The sequence below is a fragment of the Salinispora cortesiana genome (assembly GCF_000484695.1).
In the GTDB taxonomy this organism is placed as follows: Bacteria; Actinomycetota; Actinomycetes; order Mycobacteriales; family Micromonosporaceae; genus Micromonospora; species Micromonospora cortesiana.
Window position 1 is genome coordinate 143,536 of sequence record NZ_AXVR01000003.1, and the last position, 19,455, is coordinate 162,990.

The 19,455-nt window shown below is 72.1% G+C and carries 15 protein-coding genes; 4 read left to right on the top strand and 11 right to left on the bottom strand.

Annotated features, from left to right (window positions below; translation table 11 throughout):
- The first annotated feature begins 94 nt into the window (after nt 1-94).
- Nucleotides 95-472, top strand: a complete 378-nt coding sequence (locus K228_RS0103140; protein ID WP_025617097.1) for a DUF742 domain-containing protein — start codon at nt 95-97, stop codon at nt 470-472.
- A 1-nt stretch (nt 473) separates the two neighbouring features.
- The gene (locus K228_RS0103145) at nt 474-1,064 is read left to right on the top strand and encodes a GTP-binding protein (RefSeq protein WP_025617098.1); all 591 of its coding nucleotides are present in this window, start codon (nt 474-476) and stop codon (nt 1,062-1,064) included.
- A gap of 216 nt (nt 1,065-1,280) precedes the next feature.
- Here the strand turns inward: K228_RS0103145 and K228_RS0103150 are convergent, their stop codons facing one another.
- From K228_RS0103150 to deoC, 9 genes are all read right to left on the bottom strand, one after another.
- Nucleotides 1,281-3,521: a hypothetical protein gene (locus K228_RS0103150; protein WP_029723329.1), complete on the bottom strand. Its 2,241-nt coding sequence runs from the start codon at nt 3,519-3,521 to the stop codon at nt 1,281-1,283.
- Nucleotides 3,522-3,583: 62 nt separating this feature from the next.
- Nucleotides 3,584-4,504, bottom strand: coding sequence for a hypothetical protein (locus tag K228_RS0103155; protein WP_025617099.1), 921 nt, complete (start codon nt 4,502-4,504; stop codon nt 3,584-3,586).
- Between the two features lie 170 nt (nt 4,505-4,674).
- The gene (gene cydC / locus K228_RS0103160) at nt 4,675-6,510 is read right to left on the bottom strand and encodes a thiol reductant ABC exporter subunit CydC (RefSeq protein WP_025617100.1); all 1,836 of its coding nucleotides are present in this window, start codon (nt 6,508-6,510) and stop codon (nt 4,675-4,677) included.
- Entirely contained in the window at nt 6,510-8,183 is a 1,674-nt protein-coding gene (gene cydD / locus K228_RS0103165) for a thiol reductant ABC exporter subunit CydD (RefSeq protein WP_025617101.1), read from the bottom strand. Before cydD ends, cydC begins: the two co-directional genes overlap by 1 nt.
- A 97-nt stretch (nt 8,184-8,280) precedes the next feature.
- Nucleotides 8,281-9,186 (bottom strand): M56 family metallopeptidase, encoded by a 906-nt coding sequence (locus K228_RS0103170; RefSeq protein ID WP_025617102.1) that lies wholly within the window; start codon nt 9,184-9,186, stop codon nt 8,281-8,283.
- 11 nt (nt 9,187-9,197) lie between these two features.
- Entirely contained in the window at nt 9,198-9,668 is a 471-nt protein-coding gene (locus K228_RS0103175) for a BlaI/MecI/CopY family transcriptional regulator (protein ID WP_025617103.1), read from the bottom strand.
- A 31-nt stretch (nt 9,669-9,699) separates the two neighbouring features.
- A complete protein-coding gene (locus K228_RS0103180) occupies nt 9,700-10,539 on the bottom strand; it encodes an aldehyde dehydrogenase family protein (RefSeq protein WP_025617104.1) in 840 nt (279 codons plus the stop codon).
- Nucleotides 10,532-11,962 carry an aldehyde dehydrogenase family protein gene (locus tag K228_RS0103185; protein ID WP_025617105.1) on the bottom strand — a complete coding sequence of 477 codons (1,431 nt, stop codon included), beginning with the start codon at nt 11,960-11,962 and terminating at the stop codon, nt 10,532-10,534. Before K228_RS0103185 ends, K228_RS0103180 begins: the two co-directional genes overlap by 8 nt.
- A 5-nt stretch (nt 11,963-11,967) precedes the next feature.
- Nucleotides 11,968-12,978 carry a deoxyribose-phosphate aldolase gene (gene deoC, locus K228_RS0103190; protein WP_025617106.1) on the bottom strand — a complete coding sequence of 337 codons (1,011 nt, stop codon included), beginning with the start codon at nt 12,976-12,978 and terminating at the stop codon, nt 11,968-11,970.
- Nucleotides 12,979-13,100: 122 nt separating this feature from the next.
- Here deoC and upp point away from each other — a divergent pair, with 122 nt between their 5' ends.
- A complete protein-coding gene (gene upp, locus K228_RS0103200) occupies nt 13,101-13,733 on the top strand; it encodes a uracil phosphoribosyltransferase (protein WP_025617107.1) in 633 nt (210 codons plus the stop codon).
- 43 nt (nt 13,734-13,776) lie between these two features.
- Here the strand turns inward: upp and K228_RS0103205 are convergent, their stop codons facing one another.
- Nucleotides 13,777-15,465, bottom strand: coding sequence for a phospho-sugar mutase (locus K228_RS0103205; RefSeq protein WP_025617108.1), 1,689 nt, complete (start codon nt 15,463-15,465; stop codon nt 13,777-13,779).
- A gap of 47 nt (nt 15,466-15,512) precedes the next feature.
- On the bottom strand, nt 15,513-17,510 hold the full coding sequence (locus K228_RS0103210; RefSeq protein ID WP_025617109.1) for a serine/threonine-protein kinase: 1,998 nt from the start codon (nt 17,508-17,510) through the stop codon (nt 15,513-15,515).
- Nucleotides 17,511-17,713: 203 nt separating this feature from the next.
- On the opposite strand from K228_RS0103210, the gene K228_RS0103215 reads away from it, so the two are divergent.
- The gene (locus tag K228_RS0103215; RefSeq protein WP_025617110.1) at nt 17,714-19,297 is read left to right on the top strand and encodes an acyl-CoA mutase large subunit family protein; all 1,584 of its coding nucleotides are present in this window, start codon (nt 17,714-17,716) and stop codon (nt 19,295-19,297) included.
- Nucleotides 19,298-19,455: the final 158 nt, after the last annotated feature.

Genomic DNA, 19,455 nt, shown 5'->3' on the forward strand with positions numbered 1-19,455 from the left:
GTCTCGCTAACCGGGCGGTCGGCGCGGCGAGGACAACAACGAGGGGACCTGCCCGCGCCGGGCGGTCCGGGGTGCGAAGGAGGTGAGCGGCGACATGACTGATCATGACGAACCGACCGGCGCGTTGGTCCGTCCGTACGCCGTGACCCGGGGTCGCACCCGTCCCCGGCTCGACATCGCGATGGAAGCGCTTATCGAGACGACGGTGCGCGGGCGTGCCGTTGCCACCGGCAACGGCGGACACGGCCGTGAGTACCAGTACATCGCCGCGCTCTGTGATGGACGTGTGCAGTCGTTAGCCGAGATCGCGGCGCGGATGCAGCTTCCGCTCGGGGTGGCCCGGGTGCTCATCGCCGACATGGCGACAGACGGCCTGGTCGCGGTCCACGAGCCGACCATTCTGGACGACTCGGACGACGTGGTGGGCACTGAACTGCTGGAAAGGGTGCTGAGTGGACTTCGCAGGCTCTGACGTGGCGCGTCCGCCGACCTCGAGCGGCCGCGTGACATCGGCGAAGATTGTCATTGCCGGTGGATTCGGCGTCGGTAAGACGACGCTGGTCGGCTCGGTCTCGGAGATCACGCCGCTGACAACGGAGGCGATCATGACCTCCGCGAGCGTGGGCGTTGACGACAATCGGCAGGTGCCGGGGAAGTCAACGACCACGGTGGCCATGGACTTTGGCCGGATCACCATCGACCGAGACCTGATTCTGTACCTGTTCGGTACGCCCGGTCAGACTCGGTTCTGGTTCATGTGGGACGAGTTGGTTCGTGGCGCCATCGGCGCGGTCGTCCTGGTCGACACTCGTCGACTCGCTGACTGCTTCGCGGCGATCGACTTCTTCGAGCACCGGCGGCTGCCCTACCTGGTGGCCATCAACTGCTTCGATGGGATGCAGTACCACAACCCGCAGGAGGTCCGGGACGCGCTGGCAATCTCCAGCGACGTGCCGGTGGTGGCGTGTGACGCCCGTAACCGAGAGTCCACGAAACACGTGCTGATCTCGCTTGTCGAGTATGTGCTCACCATGCGCCGGTCCCGGGCTGTCGCCCGGGCCTGACTGACTGTGCGGCTGTCCGGCGCCGGTGCGGCCGTCGCCGGACAGCCAAGCCCCGTTCGACGCCGCCGGCCAGGAGTAGCGGAGCCGCACCCGGTCCCGCATTCGCCGCACACCGATGTCACGGCAGGCCGGGCCGAGGAGATCGAACAGCCCCCGGCTAACTGCCGAGGGCTGTTCGCGATTTAGCTGGTGTTGGTTGAGTCCGGTACCCGTGAGTCAGGACCGGTATCCGGCCGAGCGGTACTCGTACTTTCGTTCCTCGTCACGATCACCGGTGTCCCGGGTGAAGTCCCAGCCACCGGCGGCTTCGCGCCCCGGGCGGCCGCCGACCGCGAAGCCCCCGATCTCCTGACCGCGACGCCAGCCGCGGAAGTAGCCGGTGGTGTTCTCCGCGAGGCTGGCCGGATCGCGAACAATCCGCAGCGGCCGGTCGTCCCGCTTCGGTGAACCGGGGACCAGGTTGGCCTGCGGGACCCGAATGGGAAGGCCCGCTGCCGTCTCCGAGCCGGCCGCCGGCTTCGCCGCCTGCTCCGCTGCCTGCTCGGCCGCCTGCCAACCGGTGTCGTTCAGCGACGACCAATCCACCTCATCGTCTTCGCTCTGACCGACGAACCAGGCCGACTTCGCCTGGGCGAAGATGAGCAGGTCGCCGTCCCCGTCGTCGGCGACCGGTGGGGGACGGTGCTCCACCGGCGGCGACTGCTGTCCGGTGGGGTGCTCAATGGGCTGGTGACTGCGGGCCCCATCCTGGTCGACGAGGCGGAGCGGTGGCGTCTCGAGCTGCGGGTCGGCGCCGTCGCGCAGCGCGCGGTCGGCCAGCGGCGGTGGCTCGACCAGGCGCAGCACCGGCGGCTCCTGCGGCATGTCGTCGGCCAGCCACGGCGGTGGCACTCGATTCTCCGCGCCTGGATCGGTCGGAGCGTCCACCCCCTGCCCGCCATACGAGTCGGCCCTCGGGCTAAGCGCGGAACTGTCCGCCGGGTCCGGGTTGTTCACCAGCGGCCAGTTCGCCCGCGAGCCAGGGGGAGCGGGATCCCCGCCGGGGCGCGGAGTGGGCACCGGCACGCTGGGATCGGTCACGCTGAACCCGCCGCTCGGTGTCGGCGACTCGGCTTTCGTGTTGGGTCGTGGCGGGACGACGGTGCGCTGCCGCTCCGCGCGGGCGTTCTGAATCGCCGCGGTGGTCAACGTCGCCCGGAACGGCTCACCCGCCTCCGCCGGTGAGCTCGAGCCGCGCTGCGACGGCGGGGCGGAGGTGCTACCGGGCGACGAGATGGGGCGGTTCGTCGGTCCGTCAACGGGGCCTGGCGTCGCCTCCGGCTGAGCCGGTGCCGCGGTGACCCGGGGGCCAGCCACGGCCGCGGGTGCGATCGGCTCCGGGGCCACCGGCGGGGGTGCGACCGGCGTCGGCGCAACCGGTGGGGGACCGAGCGGGCGCGGGGACGGCGGGGCGGTCTGGCCCGGCGTCGCCTCCGGCCGGGACCGGCGGGCGCCAGCCGGCCGGGTGGACCGGGCAGCGCCGGCGGCCGTCGGGCCGTCGATCGGCGCGCCGCGCCGGGCGGCGGCCCGACGGCCCGGCGCCGGAGTGCCCGCCCGGTCATGGAGCACACCGACCAGTGCCTCGCAGCCGACGTCGCAGGCACGGACCGCGGCGACCGCCTGCCGGACAGTCGTGGACACCACTGCGGTGAGGGCCCGGCTGACCGAGGCGCGGCGTGGAGTCTCGGAGACCGCGACCCGGAGGGAGGTGATCGCAGCCTCGACCACCTCGGGTGCGGCGACGCCTTCGGCGGTGAGGTCCGCGACGACTCGGCCGGTCGGCTCGTCGGGCCCGGTGCTGGCCAGCATCCCGGGCTCGGGAAGGGCGTCCAGCACCGCCAGCGCCACCGGCTCGGCCGGGTCCGGGTAGGCCTGTAGGGCCGCCGGGAAGAGCTCCCGCAGCACTTCCCGTAGCGCGACCGCGGCCGAATGCCGGCCGCTGGCGAGCGCGGCGTGCGCGGCGAGGACCGGCTTATAACCGGCCAGGTCCCGCGGAGCAGGGAGCGCGACGGCGGAGAGCGCACCGGCCTGTAGCGCACGGGCGAGGCCGATGGCCCGTCGCTGCACCGGCGGTGCCTGCACCTCCTCAACGGAGTCGTCGTCGGCGAACCGCTCAGCGAAGTCGTCCACCGAGTCGTCGTCGGCGATCGCCAGCGGACGACCAGCGGCGCTGACAAGGGAGGTGACTGTGTGGTCGTCGTTGTCGGCGGCGATCGCCGCACCGCTGGGTCCGCCCGATCGCTCCACGAGCAGCGTGACCAACTGGGCGTAGCCGGCGGGGTCGTCGCTGATCTCGCAGACGTGTAGCAGACGGCCAGCGTCGTCGACCACAGCGGATGTCAGCGTCGAACCGACGGAAGCTGGCCGCTCAGCCGGATCCGCCGAGGCCAGACCGCAGTACACGCGCACGAGCGCCACGCGTCGTCCTCCTCCCGGGACACAGTTCTTCTCTGCCAGAGAATGATGCTCCCTGGTACAGGTCAGTCGCGCCAGTCCACAACGGCAGAGATCTTGCCGACAATGGTGCGCCAACCCAGGCTTGCGGTTTGTGCCCCGATCTTCTTGAGCCGGCGCCGGCCGCGAAACGCGCCGATCCCCCCGTTAGCAGCTGCCCGTAGCGCCTCGTCCAGGTCGTCGAGGCTGGAGCCAGCGGAGAGCATCTCCAGCACGGCGGGCAGCCGCAGCGCGTACGAGAGGTCACGGGCGATCTCGCCGGCTTCGATGAGCAGCGTCGAGTCCCACGCGTCGTGCCCGCCGCGCAGGTTCTCCACGACCAGGTCGAGCTCGTAGGTGTCCTCGTCGAGCGGCGTGACATCAGCCGGCTCCACCCGCTCGGACAGCTCACCCCAACCGTCTAGCTGGGACAGATCGTTGGGTGCGCCGGAGCGCACGAAGCTGACCAGAGACTCGGCCGTCTTGAAGAGCAGCAGCCGACCCTTGTGACTGAGGAAGACCGGCACCTCTTCATCGTCCGCGTCGTCCGTGGACTCGGCCGAGTCAGCCTCCGCCTCGTCCCCGGAGTCGCCGCGGGCCCTGCGCTCCTCGTCGTCGCTCTCCGCGAACTCCTGGGCGACCTCCTCGTCGAGGATGACGACCTGCTCGTCGTCCTCTTCGGTCACCACCTGTCGGCGGGCGAGGAAGGGGTCGTCCTGGTCGCGCTCTTCGACGTCGGTCGGGGTCAGCTCCCGAACTGGGCGGTAGGCCCGCAGCGTGTAGCCGGTGCCGGCGGGTAGCGCGATCTCCACCGGGTCGATTCGCAGCTCCGCCCAGAGCGCGCGGGTGGCCTCAGTCGACGTGGCGGTGCCGGAGGCAGCCGAGTCGTCGAGTACAGGCTCGTCGGAGTCGGGTCGTTGAGGCGACTGGCGGGCCACGCTGACCTCCGTGTGCTTCGGATTGCCCACCCACCAGGTCGACCCGGCGGGTGACTACGCGCACATACCCTAGTGGGCGGCGCCGGACTGTGGTGTCGGCACCCCGGCGCCGATCGGGAATTACGGACGTGCGAGCGGACCGCGGCTGGTCGGCGGGCAGTGGCCGGACTGCGCGTCGATTCGGAAACTCGCCGGCCCGGTCAGGGTAGCGGGCCGAGAGCGAGATAGCCGCGCTCGGCAGCCTCCTGGAGCTGCCACTGATCCCGGTACCAGCCGGGGGTGGCCACCAGGTCGGCGTGCCGACCGCGTTGGACCACCCGACCAGATTCGAGCACCAGGATCTCGTCAACCGCGTCGAGGCCACGTAGCCGGTGGCTGATCAGCAGGACGGAGCGGCGGGCCGGGGTGGCGGCCAGCACGGACGCCAGTACGTCGTCCGCGGCCACCGGGTCGAGCCCCTCGGTCGGTTCGTCGAGCACCAGCACCGCCGGCTCGGCGAGGAGCGCCCGGGCCAGCGCCAGACGCTGCCGCTGGCCGCCGGAGAGCTGCCCGCCCTCTTCCCCCACCACCGTGTCCCAGCCGTCGGGCTGCTCCCGTACCCAGCCTGCCAGCCCGGCGGTGCCGGTCGCCGCAGCAAGGTCCTCCTCGGTCGCACCGGGGCGGCCGAGCAACAGGTTCTCCCGGACCGTGGCGTGGAAGACGTACGCCTCGGCGAGTAGGCCCCCGACAAACCGGGGGAGGAGCTCCGCCGGGTAGGCGGAGAGCTCCTGTCCGTCCAGGACGATCTGTCCGGTGGTCGGCCGTACGCTGCCGGTCAGGACGGCGGCGAGCGTGCTCTTGCCGGCGCCGCTCGGCCCCACCACGGCGACCCGTCGGCCGGGGGGTAGATCCAGGCGGAACCGGTCGAGGGCGGGCGGCCCCTCGCTGCGGTAGCGGACGGTGACATCGCTGAACCGAACTTGCGCGGCGGTGGGGGCGGGGCGCGCCGGCGGGGTGGCCGCGGAGGCTGCCGGCGCCTCCCGGAGTAGCGCGGCGACCCGGGTGAGGCCGGCGCGCAGGCCGGTCCATTGTCGGGCGGCGCCGACGAGGGCGAGCGCGACCTCGACGGCGACCAGCGTGCCGACGGCGAGGACGCCGACCAGCACCCCGTCCACGCCGTCGGCCAGGGCCACCAGCAGCACCGCCCCGGCGGTCAGCCCGGCCACCAGGACCCCCAGCGCGTCCACCGCGAAACCGGTCGCGGCCAACCGCCGCTCGATTCGGGCCAGCCGCCGGATCCGACCCGTTGCCGTGCCCCGGGCCCGATCGGTGGCCCCGAAGGCGGCGAGGTCGGCAGCGCCGTGGGTGAGGTCAACGGCGTCGGTGGCCAGGGCGCCACGTAACGGCGCCAGTTCGGCGGCGGCGCGTCGGGTCAGCACGGTGGCCAGCGCCGGCAGCGCGACCCCCGCAAACAGCAGGCCAACCGCGAGCGCTCCGGCGGCGGCGGGTGAGACGAACGCGGTCGCCGCGACGGCCACCACGCCTACCAGCCCCGCTGCCGCGGCCGGAACAAGGACCCGGAGCAGCAGGTCCTGGACGGCCTCGACGTCGGAGACCAGCCGGCTCAGGGCGTCGCCGGAGCGCTGCCCGGCACTGTCCCGCCGAGACGCCAGGGCAGCAAAGACGCGGGTACGGACATCGGTGACCAGCCGCAGCACCGCGTCGTGCCCGGCCAGGCGCTCGGTGTAGCGGAGCACGCCGCGCCCGATGGCGAGCGCACGGACGGCGACGATCGCCACCGTCAGCCGGTCCAGCGGCGGGCGGCCGGCGGCGCTCATCAACAGCCACGTCGCGGTGGACATCAGGGCCAGCGCGGCGAACTCGGTGGCGGCGGCGAGCAGGCCCGCCCCGAGTAGCCGGTTCAGGTAGGGGCGGGCCAGCCGCAGCACCACCCGCTCCGGCGCGCCGGCAGGTCCGGTGGACAGCGGCGCCGCATCGCCCTCGGTGCCGGCGGCCGGGGGAGTGCCCGGATGGCTGGTCGGGTCGGAGACACTCATCAGGTCGTCCTCCCGGCAGGGGTTGGGGTGAGCTCGGTAACCCGCCCGTCGGCGACCCGCAGCACGCGGTCCGCGTCAGCCAGCAGCGCGGGACGGTGGGCCACCAGCAGCGCGGTGCGGCCAGCCACCAGCGTGCGGGTGGCCTCGAGCACGGCCGACTCGCTCCCCGAGTCCAGGCGGGCGGTCGGCTCGTCGAGCAACACCACCGGTGCGTCCCGGAGGAAGGCACGGGCCAGCGCAACCCGTTGTCGTTGACCGCTGGAGAGGCCGTGCCCCCGCTCACCGAGGCGGGTGGCCAGCCCGTCGGGGAGCGTGGCGACGACATCGGTCAGCGCTGCGTCGCGAACGGCGTCAGCCAGCGCGACATCCGGCGTGTCGGGGGAGCCCAGACGGATGTTGTCCGCCAGTGAGGCGGCGAAGAGGTGGGCCCGCTGCGGAACCCAGGCGAGGTGCCGACGCCAGGCATCCAGGTCGGCCTGGGCCAGGTCGACGCCGTCCACGGTGACCCGGCCGGAGGTGGGCCGAACAAATCCGAGCAGCAGGTTCAGCAGGGTGCTCTTGCCGGCGCCGCTCGGCCCGACCACCGCGATCCGCTCGCCGGGCCGGATGGTCAGCGTGACATCGCGCAGCGCAGTGGTCCGGTCGTAGGCGACGGTGACGCCCTCGAACCGGATCACGCCCCGGCCGTTCGGCTGGGCCGGGCCCGTCCCGGCGCCGGCGTCGGGTGCCCCGGCGGAGAGGGTGAGCGCCTCGTCCAGCGCGGTGAGCCCCTCCATGCTGGCGTGGAAGCGGCTGCCGGCCGTCCGCAGCGGCAGGTACGCCTCGGGGGTGAGGAGCAGCACCAGCAGCGCGGTCTGCAGGGTCAGCCCGCCGCCGAGCAGCCGGACCCCGACCGGCACCGCGACCAGCGCGACGGAGAGGGTGGCGACCAGCTCCAGCACCAGTGCGGAGAGGAACGCGATGCGCAGCGTCCGCATGGTCGCCACCCGGTGCCCGTCGGCCATCCGGCGGACCACCTCGGTCTGCGCCCGGGCCCGGCCGAACGTCCGCAGCGTCGGGAGCCCGGCGATCATGTCCAGGAAGTGCCCGCCGAGCAGCGCCAACCGCCGCCACTGACGTTCCGTCGCAGCCTGCGCCTGCCAGCCGAGCAGCGCGCCGAAGATCGGGATGAGAGGGAGGGTGACCGCGATGATGAGGGCGGAGCTCCAGTCGGCGACGAAGATCCGGGCGAGTACGGCGATCGGCACGGTCACGCTGAGCACGAGCTGCGGCAGGTACCCGGTGAAGTAGGCGTCCAGCGCGTCCAGCCCGCGCCCGGCCAGGGTCGCCAGCTGACCCGCCCGCTGCCCGGCGACCCAGGTCGGGCCGTGCCGACCAACCGCGGCGAGCAGCTCGGCCCGCAGCGCTGCCTTGACCGTCGCGGCGACCCGGGCCGACACGGTTCCCTGCGCCCACACCAGCAGCGACCGGGCGCTGATCGCGGCGACGAAGCCGGCCAACGCCGGCCGGTTGAGCCGCCCGTCGAATGCGGTGGCGAGCAGTGCGGCGAGCGCGGTCGCCTGCGCCAGCACCAGGCCCGCGGCGAGTACGCCGAGGAGCGTGAGTACGGCGAGGTCGCGCCGGGCCGCGGGGACCCGTCGCAGCAGACGTGGATCGAAGGGACGACGGTTCACCGTTGTCCCGGTGCCCTACCGTCGGTCCGTCCCCGAAACACCCACCAGCACATTTCGCAAAGCCTAGTCGGGCCGGACTCCGGTGGTTCCGCGGCCATCAGCTCAGGAACAGCGAGACCGGTAGGGCGACCAGCGTGGTTGTCACCGTCAGCGCGGCGGCGCCGACCAGCCGGGGCGGTCGTCCCGAGTCCAGCAGCCGGTGGACCCGCAGTTCGAGGTCGTGGTCGCCGAGGCCCAGGGTGCCGGCCGGGGTGATCCGGTCACCAGCGGCGGCGAACCGGCGCAGCGCACCCGCCAGGGGCGCCTCGGCGTGCCGCTCGCGGGCCTTGTCGTCGGCGCGCATCTCGACGAGCAGGGCGACTCGCTCGTGTGCGTCCCGTACCCAGCGGAGCCAGGGCAGCACCCGGCGGAGCGCGGTGAACGGCAACAGGACGAGATCGTGCCGTTCCTGGGCGTGGGCCCGCTCGTGGGTGAGCACGGCCGCCAGTTCGGCCCGGTCCAGCAGGTCGAGGGTGCCGGCGCTGACGACGACCCGAGGCCGTACCCCGGGCAGGCAGTACGCGGCCGCACTCGGATGGTCGAGCACCAGTGCACCGGGCACCGTCGGATCCTGCCGGGCGACCAGCGTGAGTAGGTCCCGGTGGCGACGTTGGGCCCGGACGGCGCTGTGCAGGCTGCGGAGGGTGGTGGTGAACAGCACCACGCCGATTCCGCAGCCGAGAACGACGAGCCCGAGCTGAGGCGCGGTTACCCCGGCCGGCCACGCGCCGCGCCGCAGCTCCCCGACGAGGGCCCAGAGGGCGCTGCCGGTCGGCAGGTCGTAAGCGGCCAGGCCGAGGGCCATCGGGAGACCCATCGCCGCCAGGCCAGCCGCCAGGCCGACCGCCTGCCAGCAGAGAATGGCCACCCGCGGGCTGCGCCAGGTCCAGGTCGAACGGGCCAACACCTGCACGGTGAGCCAGCAGGCCAGCACCGTGAGCCCGAAATGTAGCGCGTACGTCATCGCGGGCCGCCCTAGTGCTCCGGTGCCTTGGCGGCCGGGGTGACCGGGCCCGTCGGTGTGGTGGGGCCCGCCGGTGTGGTGCGGGCCGTGGGTGTGGCGGGGCTGCCCGGTGCGCTGGGCTCGCCCGCCGCGCTCAGTGCGGCGCGCAGCACCTCCGCCTCGGTGCCGGTCACCGACCGGGCGAAGCGCACCAGGGCGGCGTCGCGGCTACCGCCGAGGTCCAGCGCGTCGAGCATGAGTTGGGCGATGTGTGCCTCTCGGCTTGCGGCGGCCCGGTACCGCCAGGCCCGCCCCTCGCGTTCGCGCCGCACCATACCCTTGCCGGCGAGCCGGTCCAGCACGGTCAGCACGGTGGTGTAGGCCAGCTCGCGCCCGGCGAGGGCATCGACGACCTCCCGCACCATGAGCCCGTCTGACCTGCCGGGGAGTAGGTCCCACAGCACATCCATCACTGCGCGTTCGAGCTCGCCGAGCCGGGTCACCCGGTAATCCTACCCTCCGTAGTAGTGTCCGCTACCCGCCCTTGGGGTGCCAGACCGTCTTCGTCTCCAGCAGTGCCGTCATCCGGGCCAGGCCGGGATCGGCGTACCAGTCGTGGTTGGTCGGGACCGGGCGCAGCACCCGCTTGAGGTTCTCCGCCGCCTTGACCTCCAGACCCGTCGCCAGTTCGGCGTCGGCCACGCCGGCCAGGTCCAGGGCGTTGACATCCCGGTGGCCCGCCAGCGACGGGACGGTCTCCTGGAGGCGACCGGTCAGGATGTTGACCACCCCGGCGGGCAGGTCGGCGGTGGCCAGCACCTCGGCCAGGGTCACCGCGGCGAGGGGGTCGGTGGGCGAGGCCGCCACGACCACCGTGTTTCCGCTCACGATCGCCGGGGCGATCACACTGACCAGGCCGAGCAGCGCCGGCGCGGCGGGGGCCACCACGGCCACCACGCCGGTCGGCTCCGGCGTCGACAGGTTGAGGTACGGGCCAGCGACCGGGTTCACGCCGCCCCGCACCTGGGGCAGCTTGTCCGACCAGCCGGCGTACCAGACCCAACGGTCGGTCGCGGCGTCCACCTCGTCGCCGGTGATGCCCAGGGCCACGAACTGCTCACGCCGGCCCTCCAGCATCTCGGCGGCGCGGTAGAGGATCTGACCCCGGTTGTACGCGGTCGCGCCGGCCCAACCCGAACCGGCGGCCCGGGCCGCCACGACGGCGTCCCGGGCGTCCTTGCGCGAGGCGAGCGCCACGTTGGCCGTGCTGTTCTCACCTGACTGCACGAGATACGACCGTCCCGACTCACTACGCGGGAACTTCCCGCCGATGTAGAGCTTGTACGTCTTTCGTACCGCGACCCGCTCAGACATTCAGGTATGCCTCCAGCCCGTGCCGGCCGCCCTCGCGACCGTAGCCCGACTCCTGGTAACCGCCGAACGGCGAGGTGGGGTCGAACTTGTTGAAGGTGTTGGCCCAGACCACGCCGGCCCGGAGCCGTTCGGCCAGCCACAGCATCCGGGAGCCCTTCTCCGTCCACACGCCGGCCGAGAGCCCGTACGGGGTGTTGTTGGCCTTCTCGACGGCCTCCGCCGGGGTGCGGAAGGTCAGCACGGACAGCACCGGGCCGAAGATCTCCTCGCGGGCGATCCGGTGGGCCTGGGTGACCCCGGTGAAGATGGTGGGCGCGAACCAGAAGCCCTGCTCGGGAAGCTCGCACGGGGGCGACCAACGCTGGGCACCCTCGGCCGCGCCGGCGTCGGCGAGCTCGCTGATTCGGGCCAGCTGCGCCGCCGAGTTGATCGCCCCGATGTCGCTGTTCTTGTCCAGCGGGTCACCGACGCGCAGCTGGGCCACCCGCCGTTTGAGCGAGGCCAGCACCTGGTCGGCGACCGACTCCTGAAGCAGCAGGCGGGAGCCGGCGCAGCAGACGTGCCCCTGGTTGAAGAAGATGCCGTTGACGATGCCCTCAACCGCCTGGTCCACCGGGGCGTCGTCGAAGACGATGTTGGCGGCCTTACCGCCCAGCTCCAGGGTGAGTTTCGTGTCCCTGCCGGCGACGGCCCGGGCGATGGCCCGGCCCACCTCGGTCGAGCCGGTGAAGGCGACCTTGTCCACGTCATGGTGCTCGACCAGGGCCCGGCCGGTCTCACCCGCGCCGGTGACGATGTTCACCACTCCGGCGGGGAGGTCGGCCTGCTGGCAGATCTCGGCGAAGAGCAGCGCGGTCAGCGGGGTCGTCTCCGCCGGTTTGAGCACCACGGTGTTGCCGGTGGCCAGCGCCGGGGCGATCTTCCACGCCAGCATGAGCAGGGGGAAGTTCCACGGGATGATCTGCGCGGCCACCCCGAGCGGTCGGGGGTTGGGACCGAACCCCGCGTGGTCGAGCTTGTCCGCCCAGCCGGCGTAGTAGAAGAAGTGGGCGGCGACCAGCGGAAGGTCGACGTCCCGGGACTCCTTGATCGGTTTGCCGTTGTCCAGCGACTCCAGCACCGCCAACTCGCGGGACCGCTCCTGGATGAGGCGGGCGATCCGGAACAGGTACTTGGCCCGGTCTCGGCCCGGCATCGGACCCCAGACCCGGTCGTACGCGGTTCGCGCGGCGCGGACCGCGCGGTCGACATCGCCGACGCCGCCGGCGGCGACCTCGGCGAGGACCTCCTCGGAGGCGGGGTTGATCGACGTGAAGCTGTCGCCGTCGGTCGGGTCGACGAACTCGCCGCCGACGAAGAGCCCGTACGCGGGCTGGAGCCGTACCACCGAGCGCGACTCGGGGGCGGGGGCGTATTCGAACATCGCGCTCAGTCCCGGGTGAAGTAGTCGGGACCGGCGTAGTCGCCGGTCGTCAGCTTGGTGCGCTGCATCAGCAGGTCGTTGAGGAGGCTGGAGGCACCGAACCGGAACCAGTCCGGGTCCAGCCAGTCCGCGCCGACCGTCTCGTTGACCAGCACGAGGTACTTGATGGCGTCTTTGGTGGTCTTGATGCCGCCGGCCGGCTTCACGCCGACCTGCCGTCCGGTCGCGGCGCGGAAGTCCCGGACCGCCTCCAGCATCACCAGCGTCACCGGCGGGGTGGCCGCCGCCGGGACCTTGCCGGTGGAGGTCTTGATGAAGTCCGCACCGGCCAGCATGGCGAGCCAGGATGCGCGACGGACGTTGTCGTAGGTGGAGAGCTCCCCGGTCTCCAGGATCACCTTGAGGTGGGCCGGGCCGCAGGCCTCCCGGACGGCCACGATCTCGTCGTAGACCTCCTGGTATCGGCCGGTCAGGAAGGCGCTCCGATTGATCACCATGTCGATCTCGTCGGCGCCGGCGGCGACCGCTGCCCGGGTGTCGGCGAGCTTGATCTCCAGCGGCGCCTGGCCGGCGGGGAAGGCGGTCGCCACGCTGGCCAGGTGTACCACGCCGGCTCCGGCTGGTGCTGCCGCGGCGCCGGCCGGCCCGGCCCCGCTGGCGGGCCCACGGAGCACCTCGGCCACGTACGGGACCATCGATGGGTAGACGCAGACGGCGCCGACGTGTGGACAGGACGGGTCGGCGGGGTCGGGGCGCAGGGCCTTGGCGGCGAGCGCCCGAACCCTGCCGGGGGTGTCGGCCCCCTCCAGGGTGGTCAGGTCGACCATTCGGATTGCCAGGTCGATCGCCCAGGCCTTCGCCGTGGTCTTGATTGAACGGGTGCCGAGTTGCGCCGCCCGCTGCTGGGCACCGACCTGGTCCACCCCGGGCAGGCCGTGGAGGAACGCCCGGAGGGCGGTCTCGGATCGTCCCAGCTCGGTTAGGTCCGACCGGGCCGACATCGCTGTCGCCGTCATGACCCGGAGTCTACGCCGGAGCTCCAGACTGTGATCTTGGCCATGGTGGTGGTGCGCGCCAGCGCCGTCGTTCCGGCCACACCGAGGGTGCCCAGGGCCGTGGGCGGGTAGGTTGAGCGACCGTGGAAGTACACGTCATTGACCACCCGCTCGCCCAGGCGCGGCTGACCGCGATGCGCGACGCCCGGACCGACTCGGCCTCGTTCCGCGCCGCGCTGCACGAACTCACCACCATGCTGGTGTACGAGGCGGCCCGCTCCTTCCCCGTCGAGCGCTACCCGGTGCAAACCCCGGTCACCGGCACCCAGGGCACCCGACTCGCCAATCCACCGCTGCTGGTGCCGGTGCTGCGGGCCGGCCTCGGCATGGCCGACGCCGCGCTGGGCCTGTTGCCGGAGTCGTCGATGGGCTTCGTCGGCCTGGCCCGGGACGAGGAGACCTTCGAGCCCCGCGCGTACATGGAGTCGCTCCCGCCCGACCTCACCGGACTGCCGGTGCTGGTGCTCGACCCGATGCTCGCCACCGGTGGCTCGTTGGAGCACTGTTGCCGGCTTCTCGCCGATCGGGGGTGTACCGACATCACTGTGCTCTGCGTGCTCGCCGCACCGGTCGGAATTGATCGGCTGGACCGCTCCGGCCTGCCCCTGCGCCTGGTCACGGCCGCAGTCGATGAGGGCCTCAACGACCGTCGGTTCATCGTTCCCGGCCTGGGCGACGCCGGCGACCGGCAGTTCGGCGGTATGCCCCGCTTCTGACCGACTGGTCCAGGTCGGTGTTTGGGCGGGGGCCGACCCCGCCCTACACCCCCAGGCTGGCGGCGACCTCGGCGTGCAGCTCGGCCACGGCGGTGGCGGCGCGGTGGCGGGCCGTCGCGATGTCACCCGCCACGACCGGCTGCACCACCTCCAGGTACGCCTTGAGTTTCGGTTCGGTGCCGGACGGTCGGATCACCACCCGGGCGGTGGCGCTGCGCAGGATCACCACATCGGCCGCCGGGAGCAGGTCCCGGGACTCGATGAGCGCCTCTCCGAGCAGCGCGTTCGGGGTCGCGGCGCGGATCCGGGCCATCGCGTCTGCGATCACCAGGTCGTCCACCCGCACCGAGAGCTGGTCGGTGTGGTGCACGCCGAACTCGGCCGCCAACTCGTCCAGCCGGTCGGCGAGGCTACGCCCCTCCGCCTTGAGCCCAGCGGCGAGCTCGGCGATGGTCAGCGCTGCGGTGATGCCGTCCTTGTCCCGAACATGGTCGGGGGCGACGCAGTAGCCCAGCGCCTCCTCATAGCCGAAGACCAGCGGGGTGGACCCCCCGCCGGCCCGGACAATCCACTTGAACCCGGTCAGGGTCTCGTCGTACGGCAGGTCGCGGGCGGTGCACATCGCGCGTAGCAGCGCCGACGACACGATGGTGGTCGCGTAGAGGCCGGCTCGGCCGCGTCGCATCAGATGGTCGGCGAGGAGCGCCCCGACCTCGTCACCGCGGAGCATCCGCCACCCCAGAGCCTCCCGGCCCGCCGTGGAGTCGGCCGGCTCCCGGATCACCACCGCGCAGCGGTCGGCATCCGGATCGTTGGCGATCGCGAGGTCCGCACCGGTCGTGTCGGCCAGGGCGGTGAGCCGGTCAACGGCCCCGGGCTCCTCCGGGTTGGGGAAGGCGACCGTGGGGAACTTCGGGTCCGGCTCAGCCTGGTCCGGCACGAGCCGCGGGGTGGGGAAACCGGCGTCGGTGAACGCCGCGGTGAGTACCGCCGCGCCGACTCCGTGTAGCGGCGTGTACGCCACCTTCAGATCGCGCGGTCCGCCCGGTGCGATCACCGCGACGGCCTGCTGCACGTACGAGGCCACCAGGGTGTCGTCGAGGAGCTGCCCGGGTGGGCCCAGCGGTACGGCTGCCAGCGGGCCGACCGCGCGGATGGCGGACTCGATCTCGGCGTCCGCCGGCGGCACGATCTGCGCCCCCGCGCCCAGTTCACCACCGAGCTGGGCGCCCAGGTAGACCTTGTAGCCGTTGTCCTGGGGTGGGTTGTGGCTGGCCGTCACCATTACTCCGGCGACCGCCCCGTGCTGGCGCACCGCATGGGCCAGCACCGGCGTTGGCAGCGGGCCGGGGAGCAGCAGGGCCGGGCGGCCAGCGCCGGTGGCGACCTGCGCGGTCCGTTCCGCGAAGGCGCGGGAGCCGGTTCGGGCGTCGTACCCGATCACCAGCGGGCCGGCGCCGCCTTGAGCGGTCAGCCAGGCGACCAGCCCGGCGGCGGCCTGCGTGACCACCGCGAGATTCATTCCGTTCGGGCCGGCGCGCAACGGGCCGCGTAGGCCCGCGGTGCCGAAGGTCAGCGGGCCGGCGAAGCGGTCGGCCAGCTCCGGGGCGCTGGCCGGAAACTGGTCGAGCACCGCCTGCAGCTCGGCGCGGCTGGCCGGGTCCGGATCGTCGTCGAGCCAACGTTGGGCCCGCTCGCGAAGGTCATTGAGGTGGTGGTGATCCGCCGACATGCCTCTTGATAACACGTCGGCGGATCACCGCGTCGACTCGCCCAGGCTCAGCTGGCCGCGGTCAGCTGGAAAGATTTGACCATCTCGTCGAAGATCGGTCGACTCTCCTCGAACCGGGCGTCGGTGGCGGTCAGGTAGAACGAGTACGACTGGCCCTCGTGGGCGACGCCACGCCAGATGCCGTGCCGCATCTCCCCGCCCTCGCCGCAGGTGTATTCGAACTCGGCCGCCGGCTTGCCGGCCAGCTCCGTCTCGACGTCCCAGGCGATCTGACGGTACGGCTTCACACAGGAGGTGGAGCGGGTCTGCAACCCCTCCTCGGCGACCTCTGCCCAGCGTGCTGAGGTGTTGTTCCACTTCTCGGTGATGACGCGGACCCGGCGGCCCTTGTCCTCCGGGTCGACGTAGTCGGTGTACAGCCCGCCGACCTTCTCTTCCCAACCCTCCGGCACCAGGACCCGCACTCCCCGTGCCGAGTGCTCCACCAGCTCGGGGAGCTCGACGGCAGGAGCGGCCGACGTCGGGGCGGCCTGTGGTGCCACCGGGGCCGAATCGTCTCCGCCGGTGAGGGCGAGGATGCCAACCAGGAGCACCACGGCCAGCCCGCCCGCGACGGCGAGTTGAACCTTGCCCGGCCAGCCCTTCACCTGGCGAACGAGTTGGTCGCCGGTGGCTCGCGCCCGGCCGGCGAGACTGCCCGCACGGCCGGCGAGACCGCCCGCCGGTGCCGGTGTCGGCGACTGCGGTGTGCTGGTCCACGCCTGACCGGTGCCCGGAACCGACCACTGGGCCCCGACCGTGGTGGGAGTGGCCGGGCCCGGGTGGCCACCGATGCGCTGGGTGGCATCCCCGCCGTAGGTGCGGCTCGGCGCCGGCATCGCCCCGGTCGGTGTGTTCAACGGACCGGCGAGCGCGTCGGCGCTGGTGTCCTCCAGGACGGCGGGGGTCGCCCGGGACTCCACCGCGGGCCGCTCGCCCCGGCGCAGTGCGGCCAGTCGGTCGGTGAGTGACTCACCGGCCGCGAGCATCGCTCGCCCGCCGATCGTGCCGCTCGGCTTCGGCTGGGCTGGTGGGGCCGGCTGGGCCGGTTGCGGGATCGCGGCTGGTCGCTGCTGGACCGGCACCACCGAGTACGGGTCGGTCACCGAGTTCACCGCAGCCGCGTTGCTGGTCAGCGGGCCGGCGAGCAGTTCGCGGAGCATGGCCCGGGCCGTGTGTACCGGCAGTCGGCGGTCCGGGTCCTTCTCCAGCAGCCCCATCAGTACCGGCACCAGCGGGCCACTGCGCTGGGGCGGGGCCGGCGGGTCTTCGACGACCGCGTGCATCGTCTCGATCGGATCGCCCTTGTCGAAGGGCGGGCGTCCCTCGACAGCCGTGTAGAGGGTCACCCCGAGGGAGAAGAGGTCGCTGGGCGGCCCGAAGTCCTGGCCCATCGCCCGTTCGGGGGAGATGAAGTGTGGGGAGCCGAGCACCATGCCGGGCGTGGTGAGCTGCACGTCGGTGGGCATCCGGGCCACGCCGAAGTCGGTCAGCACGCAGCGGCCGTCCGAGCAGATCAGCACGTTGGCAGGCTTGACATCACGATGCAGCACGCCGATCGCGTGCGCCACCTCCAGCGCGCCGAGTAGCGAGACGCCGATCTTGGCTACCACCCGCTGGGCTAACGGTCCGTCTTCGATCACCATGTCCGCGAGGCTGCGGGAGTCGAGTAGCTCCATCACGATCCACGGCCGGCCACCCTCGGTGACCACGTCGTAAACCTGGACGACGGCGGGGTGTTGGATCGCTGCTGCGGCACGGGCCTCGCGCAGGGTGCGTTCGTACATGGCGTCGCGGTCGGAGGGGGCCAGCCCCTGGGGTAGGACGACCTCCTTGACGGCCACGTCTCGGCGCAGGAGCGTGTCTGCGGCACGCCAGACCGTGCCCATGCCGCCGTTGCCCACTGCCGAGCGCAATGAGTAGCGCCCGCCGATGATCGTGTTGGGTGTTGCGCGGTCGCTGGGAGGACTGACAGGTCCGCCGCTCCACGTCGGGATCTGAGTCACTGAAGAGCCACCGGGGATTTCGAGGGGGGCTGGGACACAACCCCCCTATCTTGCTGGTTCGGATGCCGGTTGCGAAAGCCGACGCGGCGGACATTTGGCAAAGTCGACGATGCGTGTCCAACCGGGCACGCCGGGTGGGTCGGGTGGGGACGTGTGCCCAATCCCTCATCCGGCGCCGGAGCAGGTCGTCTTACCATCCGGTAATGAGCGAACGGCGGTCAAGCGAGTCCGGTTTCCCGATTCAGGGCGTCTACACGGCGGCCGACCTCCCGGAGGACCTGGACTCCCGGCTGGGTAACCCGGGGGAGTACCCGTACACCCGCGGGGTCTACCCCACCATGTACACGGCGCGTCCCTGGACGATGCGCCAGTATGCCGGCTTCGGTACCGCCGCGGAGTCCAACGCGCGCTACCACCAGCTGCTTCGGGCAGGCACGATGGGGCTCTCCGTCGCCTTCGACCTGCCCACCCAGATGGGGTACGACTCGGACGAGCCGATCGCGCACGGTGAGGTCGGCAAGGTCGGTGTCGCCATTGACTCCATCGAGGACATGCGGCTGCTCTTCGACGGCATCCCGCTGGACAAGGTCTCCACGTCGATGACGATCAACGCGCCGGGTTCGGTGCTGCTCCTGCTCTACCAGTTGGTCGCCGAGGAGAACGGCGTGCCCGGGGCGGCGTTGAACGGCACGATCCAGAACGACATCCTCAAGGAGTACATCGCCCGCGGGACGTACATCTTCCCGCCGAAGCCCTCGCTGCGCCTGGTCGCGGACACCTTCGCCTACTGTCGCAGCGAGGTGCCGAAGTGGAACACCATCTCCATCTCCGGCTACCACATGGCCGAGGCGGGCGCATCACCCGTGCAGGAGATCGCCTTCACCCTGGCCAACGGGGTCGAGTATGTGCGCGCGGCGATCGCCGCGGGGCTCGCGGTGGACGACTTCGCGCCTCGGCTGTCGTTCTTCTTCGTCGCCCGGACGACGCTGTTGGAGGAGGTGGCGAAGTTCCGCGCCGCCCGGCGAATCTGGGCGCGGCTGATGCGGGACGAGTTCGGGGCGAAGAATCCGAAGTCGATGATGCTTCGCTTCCACACCCAGACCGCCGGCGTGCAGCTCACCGCCCAGCAGCCGGAGGTGAACCTGGTCCGGGTGGCGGTGCAGGGGCTCGGTGCCGTACTCGGCGGAACGCAGTCGCTGCACACCAACAGCTTCGACGAGGCGATCGCCTTGCCGACGGAGAAGGCCGCCCGGCTCGCGCTGCGGACGCAGCAGGTGCTCGCCTACGAGACGGACCTGACCGGCACCGTCGACCCGTTCGCCGGCTCGTACGTGGTGGAGGCCATGACGGCCGAGATCGAGGCCGCGGCAGAGGGGTTGATGCAGCGGGTCTTCGAGCACGGTTCGGCGGTTGAGGCGATCGAGGTCGGGTTCCAGAAGCGGGAGATCGAGCAGTCGGCGTACCAGATTGCGCAGCAGATCGACTCCGGCGAGCGGGTCGTGGTGGGTCTCAACCGGTTCGCGGTGGACGAGGAGGAGCCGTACGAGCCGCTGCGGGTTGACCCGGCGATCGAGGTCGCGCAGGCCGAGCGGCTGGCGAAGCTGCGGGCCGAGCGGGACTCCGATGCGGTCGAGCGCGCCCAGGCGCAGCTGCGGGCCGCCGCCGAGGGGGGCGGTAACGTGCTCTACCCGATGAAGGAGGCGCTGCGGGCCCGGGCCACGGTTGGCGAGGTCTGCGGCACGCTGCGTGAGGTCTGGGGGATGTACCGCCCCGCTGACCGTTTCTGACCACGCCCCCGCTTCTCCTCGTCGCTGCCCACTACTGCTGGCGGTTGCTGCTCGTTGTCGGCGCTGCCCGCTGCCCGCTGCCCGCTGCCCGCTGCCCGCTGCCCGCTGCCCGCTGCCCGCTGCCCGCTGCCCGTTCGCGGGCTGGGTGGCGGTTCCGG

Excerpts from the sequence above, each read along its gene's own strand:
- deoC (WP_025617106.1), bottom strand. The coding sequence starts at position 12,978 with ATGACGGCGACAGCGATGTCGGCCCGGTCGGACCTAACCGAGCTGGGA.
- K228_RS0103180 (WP_025617104.1), bottom strand. The coding sequence starts at position 10,539 with ATGTCTGAGCGGGTCGCGGTACGAAAGACGTACAAGCTCTACATCGGC.
- K228_RS0103170 (WP_025617102.1), bottom strand. The coding sequence starts at position 9,186 with ATGACGTACGCGCTACATTTCGGGCTCACGGTGCTGGCCTGCTGGCTC.
- K228_RS0103140 (WP_025617097.1), top strand. The coding sequence starts at position 95 with ATGACTGATCATGACGAACCGACCGGCGCGTTGGTCCGTCCGTACGCC.
- cydC (WP_025617100.1), bottom strand. The coding sequence starts at position 6,510 with ATGAGTGTCTCCGACCCGACCAGCCATCCGGGCACTCCCCCGGCCGCC.
- K228_RS0103215 (WP_025617110.1), top strand. The coding sequence starts at position 17,714 with ATGAGCGAACGGCGGTCAAGCGAGTCCGGTTTCCCGATTCAGGGCGTC.
- K228_RS0103185 (WP_025617105.1), bottom strand. The coding sequence starts at position 11,962 with ATGTTCGAATACGCCCCCGCCCCCGAGTCGCGCTCGGTGGTACGGCTC.
- K228_RS0103205 (WP_025617108.1), bottom strand. The coding sequence starts at position 15,465 with ATGTCGGCGGATCACCACCACCTCAATGACCTTCGCGAGCGGGCCCAA.